The following is a 22005-nucleotide window of genomic DNA, read 5'->3' as shown; positions in this document are numbered from 1 at the left end:
GCGCTGGTCATGAAGTCCCCCATCGCTATTGTCGATGTCGATCGCCCAGAGACCTGGAACCGTTACAAGGCCGGGCTGTGCGACACATGTGCGGCCAACTGCTGCACCATGCCTGTGGAGGTCAAGCTGCCGGATCTGGTGCGCTTGCAGCTGGTCGACCCGTTCGAGGCGGAGCACGAAGCGCCCAAGCAGATCGCCAAGCGCCTGACCAAGGCCGGGCTGATCGAGCACTTCAATTTCAAGAACAGCATTTTCTCGTTGGCGCGCCGCGCCAGTGGCGACTGCCAGTTCCTCGATGCCGTTACTCGGCGCTGCACGGTGTACGAACTGCGTCCCAACACTTGCCGTTTGCACCCGCAGGTGGGGCCGCGGCCCGGGCATTGCCCTTACGGTTTGCTGCGCAAGCGCGGCAAATGATGGCGGCGCTCACCAGCGCACTTTGCCGCTGCCGATGTCCATCACCATGCGGGTGGACAGGTACAGCCGCGGCGCGATCGAGTCGATGAAGATGTATTCCTCGGTGTTGGCGTGGGCGCCATAGCCGCGCAGGCCAAAACTCTCGAGCACACCGCCTTTGGGTTTGAGGCCTGCGAAGGCCGCATCAGTGCCACCGCCCGTGGCGCGCTCGGCAATCTGGATCGTCTGGCCGATCTCCTGATACACCGTCTTGGCATGCTGCGCCATCACGCGTGAAGCGTCGTTGGCGACGAAGGCAGGGCGGCTGCGGTAAAAATCAATCTCGACCTGGGTGTCGGGGATCAATTTTTCCTTGATGGACTCCTGCAGCGCGGCTTCGATGATGTCCAGGTCCTTGTTGGTCAGTGAACGCACATCCGCTATCGCTTGGGCTGAAGCCGGGATCACGTTGCGCACATCGCCGCCACGGGCCACAGTCCAGTTGATGTGCAGGCCCTTGGACTTGTCACCGAACTGGCGCGACTTGAGCATCTGGTGCGACATTTCATAAATGGCGTTGCGTCCTGCATCGGGGTTGGCGCCTGCGTGCGAGGCTTTGCCGGTCACCTTCATCTCCACGATCGCGATGCTGCTGGTGGCCAGGCGCACCATGTCTTTGTCAAAGCCGCCGCCCTCGAAGGACATCACCGCGTCGTATTCCCCGCCGAGCTTGACCAGCAAGTCGCTGGAGCCCGCAGAACCCACCTCTTCATCACCGTTGATGGCGACGGCGAGTTCTGCGTAGTCTTCATAGCCCATGTCTTTCAGCATTTGGACGGTGTGCAAGATCAGGGCCACGCCCGCCTTGTCGTCCGAAATGGCCAGGCCGTAGGCCTTGTTGCCATCGATGCGAAAGGGTTGCTTGGCTGCCATGCCCTTGAGGTACACGGTGTCCATGTGGGCGATCAGCAGGACCTTTTTCTGTCCTTTGCCCTTTTGGGTGGCGTAGACCACCGAGCCCAACTTGGCCCCTTTGAGCTGCGGGTGTGAGGCTGGCGCTTGGGTCGGGATGGTCTGGACCGCCATGCCCATGTGTTGCAGGCGCGATGCAATCAAGGTGGCGATTTTTTCCAGTCCTTCGAGGTCGCGGCTGCCCGATTCGATGGAGACCAGGTCCTTGAGCGTGCCCAGCAGGGGCTGTGTCTGGGCCTTGGCCATCTCGTGCACTTGAGCGGTGGATGGGGCCGTGGTGGCGGGTGTTTGCGCCACCGCCCAAGGCGCAGATACCGCCATGAGCAGAGACAACGCAGCCAGACGCAGACGAGGCCGTGTGAGCAGGGGGGCGGCAGGCAAAGTCAAAGCCATCTCCTTGGGTGATGAATCAGTTCGAGACGTCGTGCAACACCGCGCCGTCGTCGTGCAATGCGCCGCTGCGCTGCAGCTCGGCCAGCATCATGTCCAGCCAGGTGGCCCGGTCCACACCTTGGCCGTAGCGTTCGTGCAGCGCTTGCATGTAGGGCACCGCGAGTGCCCAGGTTTTGAAGTCGGGTTTGGCCACGCTGCCGTATTCCAGCAGTTTGAATTTCAGCAGCACTTTGGCGCCGTAGCGGCCATGTTTTTCAGGGGTTTGGGCGAAGGCCTCGAGTTTTTGCCTGGCAAACGCCAGGGCCTCGGTCACGCCCGTGAACGGCGCGCCATGCCCCGGAATGACCAGCGCCGGATCCAGTGCTTCGATCAGGTCCAGGCTGTCGGCCACCTCGTCAAAAGCGGCAATGCCCTCCAATTCGGGGAACACCACGCCAAAACCGTTTTGCCACAAGGCGTCGGCGGAAATCAGCAGGCGGTGCTCGGGCTCGAACAGGATCACCGAATGCGGGTCGTGACCGGGCGCGGCATGGACCTGCCACTCGGTGTTGGCCCACCGATGCACCGAACCCGGTTGCAGCAGACCGGTGAACTGAAAAGGCGGGCAGTTCTGCCCCGTCGGCTCGTAGCTGAGCGCCGCACCGCGCCAGGCCTTCACATCCTCGGCCATGCCAGGTGGGATCAGCGTTTCCAAGGCTGGGTAATGCCGCTGCAAGGCGGCATTGCCGCCGCAGTGGTCACTGTGCAGATGGGTGTTGACCAGCCTGTCGAGCGCTCGCGCGCCCAGCGCCTGCGACAGCAGGGCCAGCGTCTGTGCGCTGTGCGTCACGTAACCGCTGTCGACCAGCGTGGCACTGTCGGCGTCGGTCAGCAGGATGTTGTTGGACGACAGCCACCCGCGCTCAAAAACCTGAACACCCGGTGGCAGCAAAGGCACGCCTGGCATGCGGCTTACTTGCCGCTGCGCAGTTCGCGGCGCAGGATCTTGCCCACGTTGGTCTTGGGCAATTCGTCGCGGAACTCGATGTATTTGGGGCGCTTGTAACCGGTGAGGTTGTCGTGGCAGAACCGGGCTACCGCTTCTTCGGTCAAGAGCGGGTCATTGCGCACCACGAACACCTTGATGGCTTCGCCTTGCATGCTGTCGGTCACGCCCACGGCGGCACACTCCACCACGCCCGGGCAGGTCGAAATCACATTCTCCAGCTCGTTCGGGAAGACGTTGAAGCCGCTGACGATGATCATGTCCTTCTTGCGATCCACGATGCGGGTGAAGCCCTGCTCGTCCATGATGCCGATGTCGCCCGTGCGCATGAAGCCGTCGGCCGTGAAGGTCTTGGCGTTCTCTTCGGGCTGGTTGTAGTAGCCCGGCATGATGTTGGGGCCCTTGATGCAGATTTCGCCAGACGCTCCTTGGGGCAGGCTGTTGCCTTCATCGTCCTTGATGGCGATGTCGATGCTGGGCAGTGGCAGACCGATGGTGCCGCTGAAGTGCGTTTGTGTGACCGGGTTGTTGGTGCCGATGGCGCAGGTCTCGCTCATGCCCCAGCCTTCGATCATGGCGCTGCCTGTGGCCGCTTGCCAGCTGCGGGCGGTGCCTTCGGACGCGGCCATGCCGCCAGCCTGCGTCAGGCACAGCGAGGAAAAGTCCAGCGTCTTGAACATGGGGTGTTGCATCAGGGCGTTGAACAGCGTGTTCACCCCCGCGAAGATGTGGAAGGGGCGCTGCTTGAGTACTTCAATGAACTTGCCAAAGTCGCGTGGATTGGGGATCAGCGTCAGGTGCGAACCCTGGCGGATGGCCAGTAACGCCAGCGTGAGCGCAAAGATGTGGTACAGCGGCAGCGCGGCAATCGAGTTGACCTTGCGCAGGTCGCCAATCTTGGCCAGTGCCGGGTTGAACCAGGCCTCGGCCTGCAAGATGGCGGCCACGATGTTGCGGTGAGTGAGCACGGCCCCCTTGGACAGGCCGGTGGTGCCGCCCGTGTACTGCAGGAAGGCGATGCTGTCGAGGTTTTGCGGGCTGGGCTTGAGGCTCAGTTGGCGGCCTTGGGCAATGGCTTTCTTGAAGGGCGTCACCGTGCGGCCCTTGTCCAGGGGCAACTCGAACTCGGGCACCATCTTGGCCAGGTGGCGGACCGCGAACGTCATCCAGCGGCCATACCAGGGGCCCAGGAGATCGCCAATCGAGGCCACCACCATGTGCTGGATCTGGGTTTTTTCGACCACCTCCTGCAAAGTGGCGGCAAAGTTTTCGAGGATCACGATGGCCGTGGCCCCCGAATCGCGCAGTTGGTGCTCCAGTTCCCGCGCGGTGTAGAGCGGGTTGACGTTCACACAGGTGTAGCCCGCGCGCAGGATGCCCGCCATCGTCACCGAAAATTGCGGCAGGTTGGGCAGCATGATGGCCACGCGGCTGCCCGCAGGCAAGCCCTGGCTTTGCAGCCAAGCGCCCAGGGCGGTCGAGAGCTGGTCCAGCTCGCGGTAGCTCATCCAGCGGTTCATGCACACCGAATAGGGGTTGTCGCCATGCTCGCGGAAGGCTTTCTCCAGCAAATCGGTCAGCGAGCTGTACTGCTCGGGGTGGATTTCGTGGGGCACGCCAGAGGGGTAATTTTTGAGCCAGATTTTTTCCATGTACTTCACTCCGTGATTCAGCGATTGTGGCCACCCTTGGACGCTGCGGGCAGAGGGCTCACCCTTATGGCAAGCGCAAGGCCGTCCCCCAGGCGACAAATTTTTCCACGCATGGCGGTCTTGCTGAATTGGCGGCAAAATAAGGGAAAACCCTCGATTCAAATGACTTCAGAAGAACACCCCCCCGCTGCCGGATTGTTGTCACGCCTTTGGCGCCGCCTGTTCTCGGTCGCCGACACGGGCGCCACTTCGGCGCGCGCCCGGGCCTTGCGCTGGGTGCCCATTCGGCCCTTGTCGCCGCGTCACAAGCCCCGCATCCAGGCCCATCTGGTCTCCTTGTCCGACAGCGACCGCTACCTGCGCTTTGGCTACCCGGCCACAGACGAGCACATCCAGCGCTATGTGGAAGGTCTGAATTTCGAGCGCGACGAGATCTTTGGTGTGTTCAACCGCCGTTTGCAACTGGTGGCGATGGCGCATTTGGCCTTTTCGGTCGACCCCCAATGGTCCACCTTTGCGGAGTTCGGGGTGTCGGTCGCGGCCAACCAGCGTGGCCGTGGGCTGGGTGCCAAGCTGTTTGACCGAGCGGTCATGCACGCGCGCAACCAGGGCGTGAGCATGTTGTTCATCCACGCCCTGAGCGAGAACGTGGCCATGCTCAAGATCGCCCGCCACGCCGGGGCCCGGGTGGAGCGCGATGGCAGCGAGAGCGAGGCTTACCTGAGCCTGCCGCAAGCCACGCTCGACTCCCAGCTCAGCGGGGTCGTGTCGGACCAGATGGCGCAGATCGACTACCAGGTGAAACTGCAGGCACGGCAGTTCCGCGAATGGCTCGGTTTCATGCAGGAAGTGCGCGAAGGGGTGCGTGAAGCGCGCCACCACAACGAACACAACGACCCCCCTTGATCGTGCGGCATGGGCTGGGCCAGCCTGCCGTCACATGAATCCGCTATCCTAGAGCCTCATCCACAACAGCACGTCCTGCTTCACGCACTGTGTCAGACCCTCACCCTGCGCGTTCCCTCGAGCGCGAAGACAAACGCGGTTTCCTTCAAAAACTGGCCGAGTTCATCCATCCCGGCCCGGACTCCACCGACGAGTTGATCGAGACCTTGGCCGAGGCCGAGGACAACCACATCATCAACAACGAGAGCCGTTTGATGCTCGAAGGTGTGATCCGCATGGCGGACATGACCGCTGGCGACGTGATGGTGGCGGCGCCCCGCATGGACTTGCTGGACATCGATGCGCCGTTCGATGTGCTGCTGCACCAGGTCATCGAGACGGCCCACTCGCGGTTTCCGGTGTACGAGGGTGAGCGGGAAAACATCATCGGGATCCTGCTGGCCAAAGACCTGCTCAAGCTGCAACGTGCGCCCGAGCTCAACATCCGTGCCTTGTTGCGCCCGGCGGTGTTTGTGCCTGAGAGCAAGGGCTTGAACGACCTGCTGCGCCAGTTCCGTGATAACCGCAACCACCTGGCCATCGTGATCGACGAGTTCGGCCGCACGGCGGGCCTCATCACCATCGAGGATGTGCTTGAACAGATCGTGGGCGAGATCGAAGACGAATTCGACATCGCCGACGACGAGGGCGACATCTTTGGTCTGCCCGACCGCACCTTCCGCGTCAGCGGCGACACCTCGCTGGAGCGCGTGAGCGAGGCGTTTGGCGTGGACCTGCAAGCGGCCCGAGGCGACGACGAGGGCCCCAACTTTGACACCATTGGCGGTCTGATCGCCCACGAAATGGGACATGTGCCCAAGCGGGGCGAGAAGTTCGTTTTTGCCGGCTTGCTGTTTGTGGTGCTGCACACCCGTGGTGGCGCGGTGCGCTGGTTCAAGGTGGCTGCTGCCGACGCTGCGGCCAAGGCATGAGGGCTTTCTTTCGTGACCAGCTGGGACTGGGTCGGTTCACGGCCTCGCTGGCGGGCTTGTTGCAGGCGGCCGCCATGGCCTGGCCCGGCACAGGGCAAGCCTGGGGCAGTCTTCAAATTTTCAGCCTCTTGATTCTGGGCCTGGGCCTGGTGCGTTGCGCGCGCTCACCCGGGTCTGTGCGAGGCGCTGCGAAGGCTGCCGCCTCGCAGACCGGCTGGTTTGCCACCGCCTGGCTGGCGGGCAGTTTCTGGTGGCTCTATGTCTCGATGCACGAGGTGGGCGGTTTGCCTGCGCCACTGGCTGTCCTGGCGGTGCTGGCGCTGGCCGCTGCATTGGCGTTGTATTACGTGGGCACAGCCGCTGCATGGGTGGCGCTGGTTCGCCACAGCGGTTGGCTGGCCAAGCCCGTCCGTGCCAGCGCGCTGTTTGCCGCGCTGTGGACCTTGGCCGAGCTGATGCGCGGGCGCTGGTTCACCGGTTTCCCCTGGGGCGCGGGTGGCTACGCCCATGTGGACAGCCATCTGGCGGTGTTGGCCCCTTGGCTCGGGGTTTACGGCGTGGGGGCGGTGGCCGCAGGTCTGGCGATGCGCCTGGCCATGGGCGGCTGCCGTTGGAGGCCTTGGCGAGATGCAGCGCTGGTGCTGGTCGTGTGCGCGGCGCTCAAAGCCTGGAGTCCGGCATTCACGGCATCTGCGGGCGTGGGCCAGGTGGAGTTGCTGCAGGCCAGCATTGCCCAGACCGCCAAATTTGATGTGGCCAGCGGCGTGCGCGACGCCCTGGTCTGGTACGACCAGCGCCTGCGCCAAAGCGCGCAGCCCCTGGTGGTGGCCCCTGAAACCGCCATCCCGCTGCTGCAACGCCACCTGCCCGAGGGGTATTGGCGTGATCTGCAGGCCGAGTTTGCTGCTCGTCAGGATCGGCTCGCGCTGGTGGGCGTGCCTTGGGGCGATGCGGGACAGGGTTACACCAATGCGGTGGTGGCCATGGGGCCAGCAGGTACGGCCGAATACCGCTATGACAAATTCCATCTGGTGCCTTTTGGCGAATTCGTGCCGACAGGGTTTCGCTGGTTTGTTCAACAGATGCAGATCCCGCTGAGCGACTTCACTCCAGGGCCGCTGAACCAGCCATCCATCGCCTGGCAAGGCCAGCGCCTGGCGCTCAACATCTGCTACGAAGACCTGTTTGGCGAAGAGCTGGCGGCACGTTTCCGTGTGGCCGAGCAGGCCCCTACGGCCTTGGTCAACGTCAGCAACATCGGCTGGTTTGGCAACACCGTGGCGGTGGACCAGCACCTGAACATCTCGCGCATGCGTGCGCTGGAGCTTCAGCGCCCCATGCTGCGGGCCACCAACACCGGGGCCACGGCCATCATCGATCACCAGGGGCAGGTCCTTGGCATGCTTGAGCGCTTCACCCGGGGCAGTCTGGTGGGTAGCTACGAAGGGCGTATGGGTTTGACGCCCTTTGTCCGCTGGGCTGCAGCCTGGGGTGTTTGGCCCTTGTGGTGTCTGGGGCTGGCGATGGTGGGCTGGGCCTGGCTGTCCGGGCGCCGCAAGGTGAACTGAAAACCCCTGAAGCAGGGCGCTGGGTGGCCCTGTGGGCAGTAAAATCAAGGGTTTGCACGCGCAGCTTGTTTGCCGCGTGCCCACTTCACCCACAGGCCAGCTCGCGGCTGGCTTCTTGAGTCCATGTTGACCTTTCAGCAAATCATCCTCAAATTACAGCAGTACTGGGACGCTCAGGGTTGCGCCTTGCTCCAGCCCTACGACATGGAAGTGGGCGCCGGCACCAGCCACACCGCCACCTTTTTGCGCGCCATCGGCCCTGAGCCCTGGAAGGCCGCTTATGTGCAGCCCAGCCGCCGCCCCAAGGATGGCCGCTATGGCGAGAACCCCAACCGCCTGCAGCACTACTACCAGTACCAGGTGGTCTTGAAGCCCGCGCCCAGCAACATCCTGGAGTTGTACCTGGGCTCGCTCGAAGCGCTGGGCTTTGACCTGAAGAAAAACGACATCCGCTTCGTCGAAGACGATTGGGAAAACCCCACGCTGGGTGCCTGGGGCCTGGGCTGGGAAGTCTGGCTCAACGGCATGGAAGTCACGCAGTTCACCTACTTCCAGCAAGTGGGCGGCATCGACTGCAAGCCCATCACCGGCGAGATCACCTACGGCCTGGAGCGTCTGGCCATGTACCTGCAGGGCGTGGACAACGTCTACAACCTGAAGTGGACCGACACACTCAGCTATGGCGATGTGTACCACCAAAACGAGGTCGAGCAGTCCACCTACAACTTCGAGCATTCGGACGTGGACTTCCTGTTCACCGCCTTCGGCGCCCACGAAAAGCAGGCGCAAAACCTGATGGTGCAGCAGCTGGCGCTGCCTGCGTACGAGCAAGTGCTCAAGGCCGCGCACACCTTCAACCTGCTGGACGCGCGGGGCGCGATTTCCGTGACTGAGCGTGCAGCCTACATCGGACGCATCCGCAACCTGGCGCGCAGCGTGGCCCAGAGTTATTACGAAAGCCGCGAGCGCCTGGACTTCCCGATGGCCCCGCGCGAGTGGGTCGCGCAGATGCCTAAGAAGGCCGCTTGAGAGGAACAAGAACAATGACAACGCAAAACCTTCTCGTCGAACTCTTTGTTGAAGAGTTGCCTCCCAAGGCCCTGAACAAACTCGGCGCGGCTTTTTCGGGTGTGCTGGCCGAACAACTCAAGGCACAGGGCCTGGCCGCTGCCAATGCAACGGTGACCGCCTACGCCTCGCCCCGCCGCCTGGCCGCCCATGTGACGGGCGTGCTGGCGCAGGCCGCCGACAAGGCGGTGCAGCAAAAGCTGATGCCTGTGACCGTGGGTCTGGACGCCAACGGCAACGCCACCCCCGCCCTGCTCAAGAAGCTGCAGGCCCTGGGCGCCGATGTGAGCGACCCGGCTGCGGCCGTGGCTGCGCTCAAGCGTCAGCCGGACGGCAAGGCCGAAGCCCTGTTCTACGACAGCGTGGTCAAGGGCGCGACCCTGGCCGCCGGTCTGCAAAAGGCATTGGATGAAGCATTGGCCAAGCTGCCGATCCCCAAGGTCATGCAGTACCAGCTGGAGACCGACTGCGAACTGCCGGGCTGGAGCAGTGTGAACTTTGTGCGCCCCGCACACAGCCTGATCGCCCTGCACGGCAGCGCCGTGGTGCCCATCAAGGCGCTGGGCCTGACAGCGGGAAACAGCACGCAAGGCCACCGCTTTGAGGCCAAGGTGCCCACCGTGGTGGTGCCGCATGCCGACCAGTACGCCGAGGTGCTGAAGAGCGACGGTGCCGTGATCGCCAGCTTTGCCGAGCGCCGCGCCGAGATCGTGCGCCAGCTGCAGGCCGCTGCGGCCAAGGTGGGTGGGGGCGTCAAACCGATTGAAGACGAGGCCCTGCTCGACGAAGTGACCGCCCTGGTCGAGCGCCCCAATGTGCTGGTCTGCGCGTTTGAAAAGCAGTTCCTCGATGTGCCGCAGGAATGCCTGATCCTCACGATGAAGGCCAACCAGAAGTACTTTCCGCTGCTGGACGCTGCGGGCAAGCTGACCCACCAGTTCCTGGTGGTGAGCAACATCAGCCCATCTGACGCCAGCGCCGTGATCGGCGGCAACGAGCGCGTGGTGCGCCCGCGCCTGGCCGATGCCAAATTCTTCTTTGACCAGGACCGCAAGAAGACGCTCGAATCGCGCGTCGAAGGCCTGTCCAAGGTCGTGTACCACAACAAGCTGGGCACGCAAGGCGAGCGCATGGCCCGCGTCTGCGCCATCGCCAAGGCCATTGGCCAGCAACTGGGCGGTGACCTGCTGGCCAAACAGGCCGAGCAGGCTGCACGCCTGGCCAAGACCGACCTGTTGACCGACATGGTGGGCGAGTTCCCCGAGCTGCAGGGCATCATGGGCGGCTACTACGCCCGCCACGATGGCCTGCCCGTCGAGATTGCCGAAGCCATTGAAGACCACTACAAGCCGCGCTTTGCCGGCGACGAACTGCCGCGCAACCCCGTGGGCGTGGTGGTCGCGCTGGCCGACAAGCTTGAAACCCTGGTGGGCATGTTCGGCATCGGCAACCTGCCCAGCGGCGACAAGGACCCGTTCGCGCTGCGCCGCCATGCGCTGGGCGTGATCCGCATGCTGATCGAAAAAGACCTGGCCATCGACCTGTCGGCCCTGCTGGCGCTGTCGGCACCGGTGTTTGGCGACAAGATCACCGACGCCAGCGAACCGCTCGCTGCCTTCATCTACGACCGCCTGGCCGGTGGCCTGCGTGAGCAGGGCTTCTCGGCCCAGGAAGTGGACGCCGTGCTGGCCCTGCAGCCGCAGCGCCTGTCGGATGTGGCCAAGCGCCTCGCCGCCGTGCGTGCTTTCGCCGCGCTGCCCGAAAGCCCCGCCTTGGCGGCTGCCAACAAGCGCATCGGCAACATCCTGAAAAAAGCCGGTGAGGTGGACGCCCATGTGAACGCCGCCCTGCTCAAGGAAGACGCCGAGCAAGCCTTGCACGCCGCGATGGCCAAGCTGGTGCCCGAGTCCACCGCGCAGTTCGAAGCGGGCGACTACACCGCCAGCCTGCAGACGCTGGCGGCGCTGCACGGCCCGGTGGATGCGTTCTTCGACGATGTGATGGTCAATGCCGAAGAGATGGACCTGCGCCTGAACCGCCAGGGCTTGCTCAAGAGCTTGCATGGGGCCATGAACCGCGTGGCCGATCTGTCGCGTTTGGCGGCCTGATCACGCATGAATGCGAACCTGAAACTCGTCATCCTGGACCGCGACGGCACGATCAACCGCGCCAGCGACGAGTTCATCAAGTCACCCGAGGAGTGGCACCCCTTGCCGGGCGCGATGGAAGCCATCAGTCGCCTCAACCACGCGGGCTACCACGTGGTGCTGGCGACCAACCAGTCGGGTCTGGGCCGGGGGCTCTTCGATGTGGCGGCGCTCAATGCGGTGCACAGCCACATGATCAAGACGCTGGCCGCGGCCGGTGGCCGCATTGATGCGATTTTCTATTGCCCCCACGCACCCGATGAAGGCTGTGGTTGCCGCAAGCCCTGGCCAGGCCTGTTTGCCCAGATCGCAGAGCGTTATGGTGTGAGTTTGCAAGGCGTGCCGTGCATTGGCGACAGCCTGCGTGACATGCAGGCGGCCGAAGCTGCAGGCTGCGCGCCCCACCTGGTGTGCACCGGGCGCCACGCCGACCTGTTGGGCCAAGCTGTGCCGCCGGGCTTTCCGGTGAACACCCGCATCCATGCCGATCTGGCGGCTTGCGTGGACCAGTTGCTGGGCCTTGAAACCTCCAACCCGGCATTGGCTGCCTGAATCCCATGAACTTCATTCGCTCTTTGCTGCACCTGTTGTGGATGGCCATCACCGTGGTGCCTTGGGCCTTGTTCGTGGTCGTGGTGTCCTACTTCATCAGCAGCACGCGCCTCTACTGGATTTGTGCTGCCTGGTTGCGTCTGGCCGTCAGCAGCGGTACGGCCATTCTGGGCATCCGCAACCGCATTCAGGGCCTGGAAAACCTCCCCCAGGGCAGCAAGGATCCGGCGGTCTTGCTGGTCAAGCACCAGTCGGTCTGGGAGACGTTTGTGATGCCCACCATCATGCCGCACCCCCTGGCCTACGTGTTCAAGAAAGAGCTGCTCTACGTGCCGTTTTTCGGCTGGGCCATGGCCCGCATGGACATGATCCACATTGACCGCAGCCAGAAATCACGCGCCTTTGCCAAGGTGGTGCAACAAGGCCGACGCCTCATGCAAGAGGGCGTCTGGGTCATCATGTTCCCTGAGGGCACCCGTACTGAGCGCGGTCAGAAGGGCGACTACAAAACCGGTGGCACGCGCCTGGCCGTGGCCGCAGGGGTGCCTGTGATCCCGATCGCGGTGACCTCTGGCCGCTGCTGGCCGCGCAAGGCCTTCATCAAACGCCCGGGCATTGTGGACATTTCGATCGGCCAACCCATTCCCAGCGAAGGGCGCATGGCCGATGAACTGATGGCCGAAGTCGAAGCCTGGATCGAGGCCGAAATGCAGCGCCTCGACCCCGAGGCCTACCCGGCCGCTGCCCTGCACTGAGTCCCACGGCAACGCCACGGCGGGCACATGCGAACCCCTTTGCAATTCGTGCTGGATTTCTTCACCTGGGGCGATCCCGAGACCCCGCAGGTGCAGCTGCACAGCGGTTCGGCGGAGCCTCCCGGGGCTGTGACGCCCCCCGGGGTCACGCCAGCGGCTACGCCCGTCCCCTGGCCCTCCGCTGCGCCCACCGCCGCCCCCCTGGCGGGTTACACCCATCCTGCGGCGAACCGCCATGCCCAGTTGCAGGGCTTTGCCGTGTCTTACCGCTTTGAGCGCTCACGCAGGCGCAGCATCGGTTTTGTGATCGGTGCCGAGGGTCTGGTGGTGCGTGCGCCGTCCTGGGTGACCTTGCGCGAGGTCGACGCTGCCGTGCAGGAAAAAGCCGCCTGGATCGTGGCCAAGCTGCAGCAGTTCCGCCAGCGCCAGTCTGAGCACCTGCAGCAGGCCATCGACTGGACCCATGGTGCAGACATTCCCTACCTGGGCGGCACAGTGCGCTTGTGCGTGCTTGAGCGGGGCGCCTTGCCGCCGAGCGGTGACATGACGCAGGCGTTGCGCCTGAGTTTGCCGCCTGCGGCCAGTGCCCAGCAGGTGCGCGAGGCTGCCGAAGTCTGGTTCAAGAAAAAAGCCCGCCCCCTGTTTGAAGAACGCTTGGCGCATTTCGCCCCTCAGCTGGGCGTGCAGTGGAAAAAACTGTCCTTGTCGAGCGCCCGCACGCGCTGGGGCAGTGCGCGCAGCGACGGGCACATCCGGCTCAACTGGCGGCTCATCCATCTGCCGCTGGCACAGATCGACTACGTGGTGGTGCACGAGCTCGCGCATCTGCGCGAAATGAACCACGGCCCCAAGTTCTGGGACACGGTGGGCGGCGTCATGCCCGACTACCGCGAGCGTCGCCAGCAACTGCGTCAGTCGGCCCTGGGCGTGCCCGAAGACTGAAAACGGTAAATGCCGTCGGCGTCCAGCTGGCGGCGCACCTGGCCCGCATGCCACAGCGCATTGAGGTGGGCAATGGCTTCGCCCATGGCGAAGGTGGTCTGGTGCAGGTTCAGTGCACGTTTGAACAGCACGGGCAGCAGCTCGTGCGCGCAGCGCGGGGTGCCTGTGCAGGCCTGCAGCAGGTCGTCCAGGCGTTCGGCGTGGTGGTCCTGGTACTGGGCGATGCGCAGTTGTGCGCCCTTGAAGGGTCGGCCGTGCGAGGGCAGCACCAGGCAACTGTCCGGGATGCTCTGCATGCGGGCCAGCGAGTCCAGAAACCATTGCAGGGCATTGCTGTCGGGCTCTTGCGAGTACACGCTCACATTCGTCGAGATCGAGGGCAGCAGCATGTCACCGCTGATCAGCAGGTCTTCCTCTTGGGCGTACAGCGCGATGTGCTCGGGGGAGTGGCCGTGGCCACTGATGCAGCGCCATTGGCGCTGACCGATGCGCACGGTCTGACCGTCCATCAGGCGGTGGTAGGCGTCAGGCACGCGCGGCACCATGCCGCTGTAATAGCCGACCCGCTCGCGCACCTGGGCCATGTCCTCCGGGCTGGTCCAGCCGTGCGCAGCAAAAAACGCCTGCGTCTTGTCGCCGCCAAAGTTGGACGCACCGCTGCACGCCAGCAAGGCCGACTGGTATTCGGTGGTGTTCATCCACAGCTGCGCTTGCCAGTGCTCGCACAGCCAGTGCGCCAGGCCCATGTGGTCCGGGTGCATGTGCGTCACCAGCACCCGCAAAATCGGCAGGTCCTGCAGTACTTGTTCAAAAACCTGGCTCCAGGCTTCGCGGGTGGCCACGTTGTCGATGCCGCAGTCCACCACCGTCCAGCCTTCGCGCATCTGCGAGGGCTCACGCGGGTCCGGCATCTGGTCGCGCAACAGCCAGAGGTTGATGTGGTCCAGCGCAAAGGGCAGCGCCATGCGCAGCCAGTACACGCCTTCGGCCACTTGCGTCGCGCGGCCCGGTGCGGGCAGCTCGGTGCCCCAGGGGTAGTCCAGGGCAGAGGGGGTGGAAGTGGCGTTCATGGGTTTCGGTTAGCATTCGCTCAATTGACGTTGACGTTAACGTCAAATGCTGGAGGCATTCTAGGCGGCGCCCGGGCCCGGGCCTGTCGCCGGTGTGCAGACCGGTGAGGACCCTTATGGCCAACATTTACACCATCAGCGATCTGGCGCAGGAATTCGACCTGACGACCCGCGCCATCCGTTTTTACGAAGACATGGGCTTGCTGGAGCCCGAGCGTTCCGGCCCTGGCGGTCGCAACCGCGTGTATTCGGCGCGCGACCGCACCCGGCTCAAGCTCACGCTGCGCGCCAAGCGCCTGGGTTTGTCCCTGACTGAGGCCAAAGACCTGATCGACATGTACGACAGCCCGCGCGACACGGTGCCCCAGCTCAAGAAGTTCCTGGTGGTGCTGGCCGAGCACCGGCAGCAGCTCGAATCCCAGCTGGCCGACCTGCAGGCCACGATGGACGAGGTCAAGACCCACGAAAAAGAAACCCGTTCTTTGCTGGCCAAGGCGACCAAGGCGAGCAGTTCCTGATTGACGTTTACGTAAACGTCAATTAAAGTTGTGGCATCGTTTACCACCCCGGGTCCCTTCATGAGCACTTCCACCCCCGAGTACCAGCGCGTCGCAGACAGCCTGGCGCGCCAGGGCATGATGCAGCACCTGGGTGTGCGCCTGTTGCGCGCTTCAGTCGGTGAAGTCGAGCTGGCACTGGCCTACAGCGACAAAGTGACCCAGCAGCAAGGCGGTTTTCATGGTGGCGCCATGGGGGCGCTGGCCGACATCGCGGGCGGTTATGCCGCGCTGACCGTGCTGCCCGAGGGCATGGAAGTCACCACGGTGGAATACAAGATCAACTTCCTCTCCAGCTTCCAGGGCGGAGAGCTTCGCGCCACAGGCCGCGTCACCAAAGCGGGCAAGCGCATCGTTGTGACCACGGCCGAAGTCACCCACATCGACGACAGCGGCAAACGCTCTGACTGCGCGGTCATGCAGCAGACCCTGGTACCGGTCAATAAAACTTATTGAATAACCTTGCGGGACAGATCTTGAGCGCTGCCCCCAACCGATGAAAGAGGAGAACCCCATGAACATGCCAGGCCTGAACTTCCAGCTCGGTGAAGACATCGACGCATTGCGCGAAGCGGTGTACGACTTTGCGCAAACCGAAATCGCCCCCCGCGCAGCAGAGATCGACCACAACGACCAGTTCCCCATGGACCTGTGGCGCAAGATGGGCGACCTGGGCGTGCTGGGCATCACCGTGGGTGAGGAATACGGTGGTGCCAATATGGGCTACCTGGCCCACATGGTGGCCATGGAAGAGATCTCCCGCGCCTCGGCCAGCGTGGGCCTGAGCTATGGCGCGCACTCCAACTTGTGTGTGAACCAGATCAAGCGCAATGGCAACGAAGCCCAGCGCGCCAAGTACCTGCCCAAGCTCATCAGTGGCGAGCACGTGGGTGCCTTGGCCATGAGCGAACCCGGTGCGGGCTCCGATGTCCTGAGCATGAAGCTCAAAGCCGAAGACAAGGGCGGTTATTACCTGCTCAACGGCTCCAAGATGTGGATCACCAACGGGCCCGACGCTGACACCCTGGTGGTTTACGCCAAGAGCGAGCCAGAACTCGGCGCACGCGGCGTGACGGCCTTTTTGATTGAGAAGGGCATGAAGGGTTTCAGCATTGCGCAAAAGCTCGACAAGCTGGGCATGCGCGGCAGCCACACGGGCGAGCTGGTGTTCAACAACGTGGAAGTGCCTGCCGAGAACATCTTGGGTGGCCTCAACAACGGCGCCAAGGTGCTGATGAGCGGCCTGGATTACGAACGCGCCGTGCTGACCGGCGGCCCCTTGGGCATCATGCAGGCCGTCATGGACAACGTGATCCCCTACATCCACGACCGCAAGCAGTTCGGCCAGAGCATTGGCGAGTTCCAGCTGATCCAGGGCAAGGTGGCCGACATGTACACCGTGCTGCAAGCGGGCCGCAGCTTTGCCTACACCGTGGCCAAGAACCTGGACCTGCTGGGCGCCGAGCACGTGCGCCAAGTGCGCAAGGACTGCGCCAGCGTCATTTTGTGGACCGCAGAAAAAGCCACCTGGATGGCGGGCGAGGGCGTGCAGATCTTCGGCGGCAACGGCTACATCAACGAATACCCGCTGGGCCGCCTGTGGCGTGACGCCAAGCTGTACGAGATCGGCGCGGGCACGTCAGAGATTCGCCGCATGCTGATCGGTCGCGAATTGTTCTCGGAAACCGCCTGAAGGTTTTGCTGCGCTGCGACAATCGACGCATGAGCGAATCACTACAGCACCTTTTTGACAACAACCGCGCCTGGGCGCAGAGCATGGTCCGCCAGGACCCTGCTTACTTCTCGCGCCTGGCCAACCAGCAAAACCCCAAGTACCTCTGGATCGGCTGCTCCGACAGCCGTGTGCCCGCCAACCAGATCACCGGTCTGGATCCGGGCGAGGTGTTTGTGCACCGCAACGTGGCCAACGTGGTGGTGCACTCCGACCTGAACGCCCTGTCGGTCATCCAGTACGCGGTCGATGCCCTCAAGGTCGAGCACATCATGGTCGTGGGCCACTACGGCTGCGGCGGTGTGCTGGCCGCCACACGTGGCCTGCGCGTGGGCCTGGCCGACAACTGGCTGCGCCATGTGCAGGACGTGCGCCTGCGCCACCGCCAACGCCTGAACCATTTGCCTCAAGAAGAGCTGGAATCGGTCATGTGCGAGATGAACGTGATCGAGCAGGTCGGCAACGTCGCGCTGTCCAACGTCATGCAGGACGCCTGGAGCCGTGGCCAGAAAGTCACTGTCCACGGTTGGATTTATGGTCTGGATAACGGACTGGTCAAGGACCTCGGTGTCACCATGAGCCACGCAGGCGAAGTGGTCGACGTGTTCCGCAACGCTTTCAAGCGCTACCCCCGGGGTGGCGCACTTCCAGCCGCGTGACCCTTTGGGTTGGCGTGGTGATTGTTTTTTGATTGGAGAATTCTCATGTCCGACCCCATCGTCATCGTCAGCGCTGCCCGCACCCCCATGGGCAGCTTCCAGGGCGACTTTTCCTCACTGGCTGCCCACGACCTGGGCGGCGTCGCCATCAAGGCCGCTGTCGAGCGCGCGGGCATCAGTCCTGAACTCGTCACCGAAGTGCTGTTTGGCAACTGCCTGATGGCGGGCCAGGGCCAGGCCCCGGCGCGCCAGGCGGGCTTCAAGGGCGGCCTGCCCAAGAGCGCGGGTGCCGTGACCCTGTCCAAAATGTGCGGCTCGGGCATGCGCGCGGCCATGTTTGCGCACGACATGCTGGCCGCAGGCACGCACGATGTGCTGGTGGCCGGTGGCATGGAAAGCATGACCAACGCGCCTTACCTCATGCTCAAGGGCCGTGGCGGTTACCGCATGGGCCACGACCGCATCTTCGACCACATGATGCTCGACGGCCTGGAAGACGCCTACGAAGCCGGCCGCAGCATGGGCACCTTTGGCGAAGACTGCGCGGCCAAATACAACTTCACCCGAGAGCAACAGGACGCGTTTGCCATGGCCAGCGTGCAGCGCGCACAGGACGCGATCAAGAACGGCGGCTTTGCCACCGAAATCGCCCCGGTGACCGTCAAGACCCGGGCCGGTGAAGTCGTGGTGTCCATCGACGAAGGCCCTGGCAAGATCAAGATCGACAAGATCCCCACCCTCAAGCCTGCGTTCAAGAAAGACGGCGGCACCATCACCGCTGCGGCCAGCTCCTCCATCAACGACGGCGCTGCTGCCATGGTGCTGATGCGCGAGAGCACTGCCCAGAAACTCGGTTGCAAACCCCTGGCCCGCATCGTCAGCCACGCCACCCACGCGCAGGAACCCGAATGGTTCTCGACCGCGCCCGTGGGGGCCAGCCAGAAAGCCCTGGCCAAGGCGGGCTGGAAGGTCGAAGACGTCGATCTGTGGGAAATCAACGAAGCCTTTGCCGTCGTGCCCATGGCGCTCATGAAAGAGCTGAACGTGCCGCACGACAAGGTCAATGTGAACGGTGGCGCCTGCGCATTGGGTCACCCCATTGGCGCGTCCGGTGCCCGCATCATGGTCACCCTGATCCACGCACTCAAAGCACGGGGCCTGAAAAAAGGTCTGGCCACGCTGTGCATCGGCGGCGGCGAAGGCACGGCGGTGGCGCTGGAATTGGTGTGATGGTTTTCTTGTAGGAGCGACGCCCTCGTCGCGATGGGCGTCAGCCCAGCACAAATATCGCCGTGAGGGCGCGACTCCTACAAAAGCAAGACAACATGTCCACCGTTCTTCTCATTGGCGCATCCCGTGGCATCGGCCACGAATTGGCCCGTCAATACATCTCAGATGGCTGGCGTGTGATCGCCACCGCCCGTTCTGACGAAAGCATTGCAAACCTGAAGGCCTTGGGCGCGCAAACCTTGCGCCTGGATGTGGCCAATCCGGCCAGCAACTCGGGCCTGGCCTGGCAGCTCGACGGCGAGAAGATTGATCTCGCCATTTACGTGGCCGGTGCCATGGACCGCGCCAGTGCCAGCACGCCCCCGACCCGTGACAGTTTTGATGCCGTGATGCACACCAATGTGATGGGGGCCATGCAGGTCATCCCCCAGATCGTGCCCATGGTGCAGGAAGCGCAAGGCGTGATCGCCTGCATCAGTTCGGTCATGGGCAGCCTGCAAGACACCACCAGTGGCAATGCCGCGCTCTACCGCGTGAGCAAGGCCGCACTCAACATGGTGGTGCGTTGCACCCAGGCCGAACAGCCGGACATCACTGTGCTGGCCATCCATCCGGGCTGGGTGCAGACCGATATGGGCGGCGCGCAAGCCCCGCTCACGCCGGAACAAAGCGCGGGCAGCCTGCGCCAAACCCTGAGCCAAGTGCTTGAACAACGCGACCCGAAACACCGGGGCGCATTTTTGAACCACGACGGCAGCACATTGCCCTGGTGACCCCATAAAGAGAGAGACCTATGCTGTTGACCCCCGACCAGGAAATGATCCGTGACGCCGTGCGCGACTTTGCCCAGCGCGAGCTGTGGCCGCATGCCGCCGAGTGGGACAAAAAACACCACTTCCCCAAAGACGTGCACAAGGGCCTGGCCGAACTGGGCGCTTACGGCATCTGCGTGCCCGAAGAGCTGGGCGGCGCGGGTCTGGACTATGTGACGCTGGCGCTGGTGCTCGAAGAGATCGCGGCCGGTGACGGCGGCACCAGCACCGTCATCAGCGTGACCAACTGCCCGGTGAACGCCATCTTGATGAAGTTTGGCAACGTGCAGCAAAAGAAGCAGTGGCTCGAACCGCTGGCACGCGGCGAGATGCTCGGCGCGTTTTGCCTGACCGAGCCGCATGTGGGCAGCGATGCCTCGTCGCTGCGCACGACGGCCGTGAAAGACGGCGACAGCTACGTCATCAACGGCGTCAAACAGTTCATCACCAGTGGCAAGAACGGTGACGTGGCCATCGTCATCGCCGTCACCGACAAGGGCGCAGGCAAAAAAGGCATGAGCGCCTTCCTCGTGCCGACCAACGCCCCGGGCTACGTGGTGGCGCGTCTGGAAGACAAGCTCGGCCAGCATTCCAGCGACACCGCACAGATCAACTTTGACAACTGCCGCATCCCGGCCGAGAACCTGATTGGCAAAGAAGGCGAGGGCTATGGCATCGCGCTGGGCGGTCTGGAGGGTGGACGCATCGGTATCGCGGCGCAAAGCCTGGGCATGGCCCGCAGTGCGCTCGATGTGGCCATCGACTACGCCAAGCAGCGCGAGAGCTTTGGCACGCCCATCTTCAACCACCAGGCCGTGGGTTTCCGTATGGCCGAATGTGCCACCCAACTCGAAGCGGCACGCCAGCTCACCTGGCACGCGGCCAGCCTGCGCGATGCCGGTCGCCCTTGCCTGAAAGAAGCCGCCATGGCCAAGTTGTTTGCCAGCGAAATGGCCGAAAAGGTGTGCTCCGCCGCCATCCAGACGCTGGGCGGCTATGGCTATGTGAGCGACTTCCCGGTCGAGCGCATTTACCGCGATGTGCGTGTGTGCCAGATCTACGAAGGCACGAGCGATGTGCAAAAAATCATCATCCAGCGTGCGCTGTAAGAGGAGCCCAGCATGCCCATCACCAAAGGTTTTCAGGCGCTTGTGAACGAGGCCATGGCCCAGGTCACCACCTACAGCGTGGACCAGGTCCGTGCCCGCTTGGCCGAGCCGAATGTGCAGATCGTGGACATCCGTGATGTGCGCGAATTGGAGCGCGAAGGCACGGTGCCCGGTGCCTTGCTCGCGCCGCGTGGCATGCTCGAATTTTGGGTGGATCCCGCCTCGCCTTATTTCAAACCCGTGTTCGCCGACGAAAGCAAGGAGTTCATCTTGTTTTGTGGGGCGGGCTGGCGCAGTGCACTGGCCACCAAAACCCTGCAGGACATGGGCATGACCAATGTCGCGCACATCGACGGTGGCTATGCCGCCTGGAAGAAGGCCCATGCGCCCATGGTCACGCTGGAGCAGCACAAGGCCGAAAGCGCTTCGCGCAAAAGCCACTGATGCCTGTGCTTTGCCCTTGCGGCCGCACCCAGGCCAAAGGTCAGCCTCTGACGCTGGACACGTGCTGCGGCCCTTACCACGCAGGCCAAGCCGCGCCCGATGCCCAAAGCCTGATGCGCTCGCGCTACAGCGCCTTTGTGCTGGGCGATGTGCCGTATTTGCTGACCACCTGGCACAGCAGCCAACGGCCCGCCGAGTTGACGCTGGAAGCGGGGGCCAAGTGGCTGGGGCTGGAGATCAAGCAGCACCGCACCACGGGTGAGGACACAGCCGAAGTCGAGTTTGTGGCCCGCTTTCGGGTAGACGGCAAGGCGGTGCGTCAGCACGAACGCAGCCGCTTTGTGCGTGAAGGCGGCCGCTGGTTTTATGTGGACGGCGACGTGCTCTGAGCCTGCAGCGCTGCGCCCCGTATCATCGCGGCATGACATTTGAAGCCATCTTGTTCGACTGCGACGGCGTGCTCGTCGACAGCGAAGCCATCACCTGCGGCGTCCTGCGCGACATGTTTGAGGAGCAGGGCTGGCGCATGACGCTGGCCGAGTGCATGCAGCGTTTTGTGGGCCACACGGTCAAAAGCCAACGCGACACCATCGAGGCCCACACCGGACAGCCGCTGACCGATGAATGGCTGGCGCAGTTTTTCGAGCGCCGCAATGTGCGCCTGCAAGAAAGCATCACGGCCATTGAAGGCGTGCACGAGGCCGTGGCGCACCTGCATGACCACTGCCTAGGGCGCATCGCGGTGGCATCGGGGGCGGACCGCTTCAAGGTCGAGATGATGCTCAAACAGGTGGGGCTGCACCGCTTTTTTGAAGGCCGCATTTTCAGCGGCCACGAGATGCCGCGCAGCAAGCCGCACCCCGATGTGTACCTGGCTGCGGCCGCACACTTACAGGTGGACCCCGCGCGTTGCCTGGTGGTCGAAGACACCACGGTGGGCATCACGGCGGGTGTGGCCGCAGGTGCTACGGTGTGGGCCTATGCCGCACCACCTGCAGCGCACGCGCCGCTGCTGCAGGCCGGGGCTGCACGGGTGTTCACCGACATGCAGGCCTTGCGGCTGGGCTGATGGCTGGAGGTGGGGT

The 22005-nt window shown here is 63.6% G+C and carries 23 protein-coding genes; 19 read left to right on the top strand and 4 right to left on the bottom strand.

What is annotated here, in order from left to right:
* The first annotated feature begins 9 nt into the window (after nt 1-9).
* Nucleotides 10-417 carry a YkgJ family cysteine cluster protein gene (locus IC609_RS04415; protein WP_191818225.1) on the top strand — a complete coding sequence of 136 codons (408 nt, stop codon included), beginning with the start codon at nt 10-12 and terminating at the stop codon, nt 415-417.
* 9 nt (nt 418-426) lie between these two features.
* On the opposite strand, the gene IC609_RS04410 is transcribed toward IC609_RS04415, so the two are convergent.
* Genes IC609_RS04410 through IC609_RS04400 form a run of 3 tightly spaced genes read right to left on the bottom strand, consistent with a single transcriptional unit; the run spans nt 427 to nt 4398 of the window.
* A complete protein-coding gene (locus IC609_RS04410) occupies nt 427-1761 on the bottom strand; it encodes a glutamate carboxypeptidase (RefSeq protein WP_191818224.1) in 1335 nt (444 codons plus the stop codon).
* A 16-nt stretch (nt 1762-1777) separates the two neighbouring features.
* Nucleotides 1778-2707 carry an MBL fold metallo-hydrolase gene (locus IC609_RS04405; protein WP_191818223.1) on the bottom strand — a complete coding sequence of 310 codons (930 nt, stop codon included), beginning with the start codon at nt 2705-2707 and terminating at the stop codon, nt 1778-1780.
* A 5-nt stretch (nt 2708-2712) separates the two neighbouring features.
* Complete coding sequence (locus IC609_RS04400; protein ID WP_191818222.1) at nt 2713-4398, bottom strand: AMP-binding protein; 1686 nt, start codon at nt 4396-4398, stop codon at nt 2713-2715.
* 162 nt (nt 4399-4560) lie between these two features.
* Between IC609_RS04400 and IC609_RS04395 the strand changes: the two genes are divergently transcribed.
* From IC609_RS04395 to IC609_RS04360, 8 genes are all read left to right on the top strand, one after another.
* A complete protein-coding gene (locus IC609_RS04395) occupies nt 4561-5304 on the top strand; it encodes a GNAT family N-acetyltransferase (RefSeq protein WP_191818221.1) in 744 nt (247 codons plus the stop codon).
* A gap of 89 nt (nt 5305-5393) precedes the next feature.
* On the top strand, nt 5394-6275 hold the full coding sequence (locus tag IC609_RS04390; RefSeq protein ID WP_191818220.1) for an HlyC/CorC family transporter: 882 nt from the start codon (nt 5394-5396) through the stop codon (nt 6273-6275).
* Nucleotides 6272-7843 carry an apolipoprotein N-acyltransferase gene (gene lnt, locus IC609_RS04385; protein ID WP_191818219.1) on the top strand — a complete coding sequence of 524 codons (1572 nt, stop codon included), beginning with the start codon at nt 6272-6274 and terminating at the stop codon, nt 7841-7843. Before IC609_RS04390 ends, lnt begins: the two co-directional genes overlap by 4 nt.
* Nucleotides 7844-7966: 123 nt before the next feature.
* Nucleotides 7967-8872 carry a glycine--tRNA ligase subunit alpha gene (gene glyQ, locus IC609_RS04380; RefSeq protein WP_191818218.1) on the top strand — a complete coding sequence of 302 codons (906 nt, stop codon included), beginning with the start codon at nt 7967-7969 and terminating at the stop codon, nt 8870-8872.
* A gap of 14 nt (nt 8873-8886) precedes the next feature.
* A complete protein-coding gene (gene glyS, locus IC609_RS04375; protein ID WP_191818217.1) occupies nt 8887-11019 on the top strand; it encodes a glycine--tRNA ligase subunit beta in 2133 nt (710 codons plus the stop codon).
* Nucleotides 11020-11025: 6 nt separating this feature from the next.
* Nucleotides 11026-11610 carry a D-glycero-beta-D-manno-heptose 1,7-bisphosphate 7-phosphatase gene (gene gmhB, locus IC609_RS04370; RefSeq protein ID WP_191818216.1) on the top strand — a complete coding sequence of 195 codons (585 nt, stop codon included), beginning with the start codon at nt 11026-11028 and terminating at the stop codon, nt 11608-11610.
* A gap of 5 nt (nt 11611-11615) precedes the next feature.
* On the top strand, nt 11616-12365 hold the full coding sequence (locus IC609_RS04365; RefSeq protein ID WP_191818215.1) for a lysophospholipid acyltransferase family protein: 750 nt from the start codon (nt 11616-11618) through the stop codon (nt 12363-12365).
* Between the two features lie 27 nt (nt 12366-12392).
* Nucleotides 12393-13307 carry a M48 family metallopeptidase gene (locus tag IC609_RS04360; protein ID WP_191818214.1) on the top strand — a complete coding sequence of 305 codons (915 nt, stop codon included), beginning with the start codon at nt 12393-12395 and terminating at the stop codon, nt 13305-13307.
* Here the strand turns inward: IC609_RS04360 and IC609_RS04355 are convergent.
* Nucleotides 13277-14377, bottom strand: coding sequence for an MBL fold metallo-hydrolase (locus IC609_RS04355; protein ID WP_191818213.1), 1101 nt, complete (start codon nt 14375-14377; stop codon nt 13277-13279). The two genes, IC609_RS04360 and IC609_RS04355, sit on opposite strands and share 31 nt — an antisense overlap.
* A gap of 116 nt (nt 14378-14493) precedes the next feature.
* On the opposite strand from IC609_RS04355, the gene IC609_RS04350 reads away from it, so the two are divergent.
* The 10 genes from IC609_RS04350 (at nt 14494) to IC609_RS04305 (ending at nt 21989) form a co-directional block, all read left to right on the top strand.
* Nucleotides 14494-14895 (top strand): MerR family transcriptional regulator, encoded by a 402-nt coding sequence (locus IC609_RS04350; RefSeq protein WP_191818212.1) that lies wholly within the window; start codon nt 14494-14496, stop codon nt 14893-14895.
* A gap of 60 nt (nt 14896-14955) precedes the next feature.
* Nucleotides 14956-15390, top strand: coding sequence for a PaaI family thioesterase (locus IC609_RS04345; RefSeq protein WP_191818211.1), 435 nt, complete (start codon nt 14956-14958; stop codon nt 15388-15390).
* 58 nt (nt 15391-15448) lie between these two features.
* Nucleotides 15449-16627 carry an isovaleryl-CoA dehydrogenase gene (locus IC609_RS04340; protein ID WP_191818210.1) on the top strand — a complete coding sequence of 393 codons (1179 nt, stop codon included), beginning with the start codon at nt 15449-15451 and terminating at the stop codon, nt 16625-16627.
* A 29-nt stretch (nt 16628-16656) separates the two neighbouring features.
* Entirely contained in the window at nt 16657-17325 is a 669-nt protein-coding gene (gene can, locus IC609_RS04335) for a carbonate dehydratase (protein WP_191818209.1), read from the top strand.
* Between the two features lie 45 nt (nt 17326-17370).
* Entirely contained in the window at nt 17371-18555 is a 1185-nt protein-coding gene (locus IC609_RS04330; protein ID WP_191818208.1) for an acetyl-CoA C-acyltransferase, read from the top strand.
* 95 nt (nt 18556-18650) lie between these two features.
* Nucleotides 18651-19328, top strand: a complete 678-nt coding sequence (locus IC609_RS04325) for an SDR family oxidoreductase (protein ID WP_191818207.1) — start codon at nt 18651-18653, stop codon at nt 19326-19328.
* A gap of 20 nt (nt 19329-19348) precedes the next feature.
* Nucleotides 19349-20476, top strand: coding sequence for an acyl-CoA dehydrogenase family protein (locus IC609_RS04320; RefSeq protein ID WP_191818206.1), 1128 nt, complete (start codon nt 19349-19351; stop codon nt 20474-20476).
* 12 nt (nt 20477-20488) lie between these two features.
* Entirely contained in the window at nt 20489-20920 is a 432-nt protein-coding gene (locus tag IC609_RS04315) for a rhodanese-like domain-containing protein (RefSeq protein WP_191818205.1), read from the top strand.
* The gene (locus IC609_RS04310; protein ID WP_191818204.1) at nt 20920-21309 is read left to right on the top strand and encodes a YchJ family protein; all 390 of its coding nucleotides are present in this window, start codon (nt 20920-20922) and stop codon (nt 21307-21309) included. The genes IC609_RS04315 and IC609_RS04310 overlap by 1 nt, the downstream gene beginning before the upstream one ends.
* Nucleotides 21310-21341: 32 nt before the next feature.
* Nucleotides 21342-21989 carry an HAD family hydrolase gene (locus IC609_RS04305; RefSeq protein ID WP_191818203.1) on the top strand — a complete coding sequence of 216 codons (648 nt, stop codon included), beginning with the start codon at nt 21342-21344 and terminating at the stop codon, nt 21987-21989.
* Nucleotides 21990-22005: the final 16 nt, after the last annotated feature.

Source organism: Limnohabitans radicicola (assembly GCF_014837235.1).
Classification (GTDB): domain Bacteria; phylum Pseudomonadota; class Gammaproteobacteria; order Burkholderiales; family Burkholderiaceae_C; genus Limnohabitans_A; species Limnohabitans_A radicicola.
The sequence above is the reverse complement of the archived record's forward strand: the minus strand, read 5'-3'. Positions and strand labels throughout refer to the sequence as shown.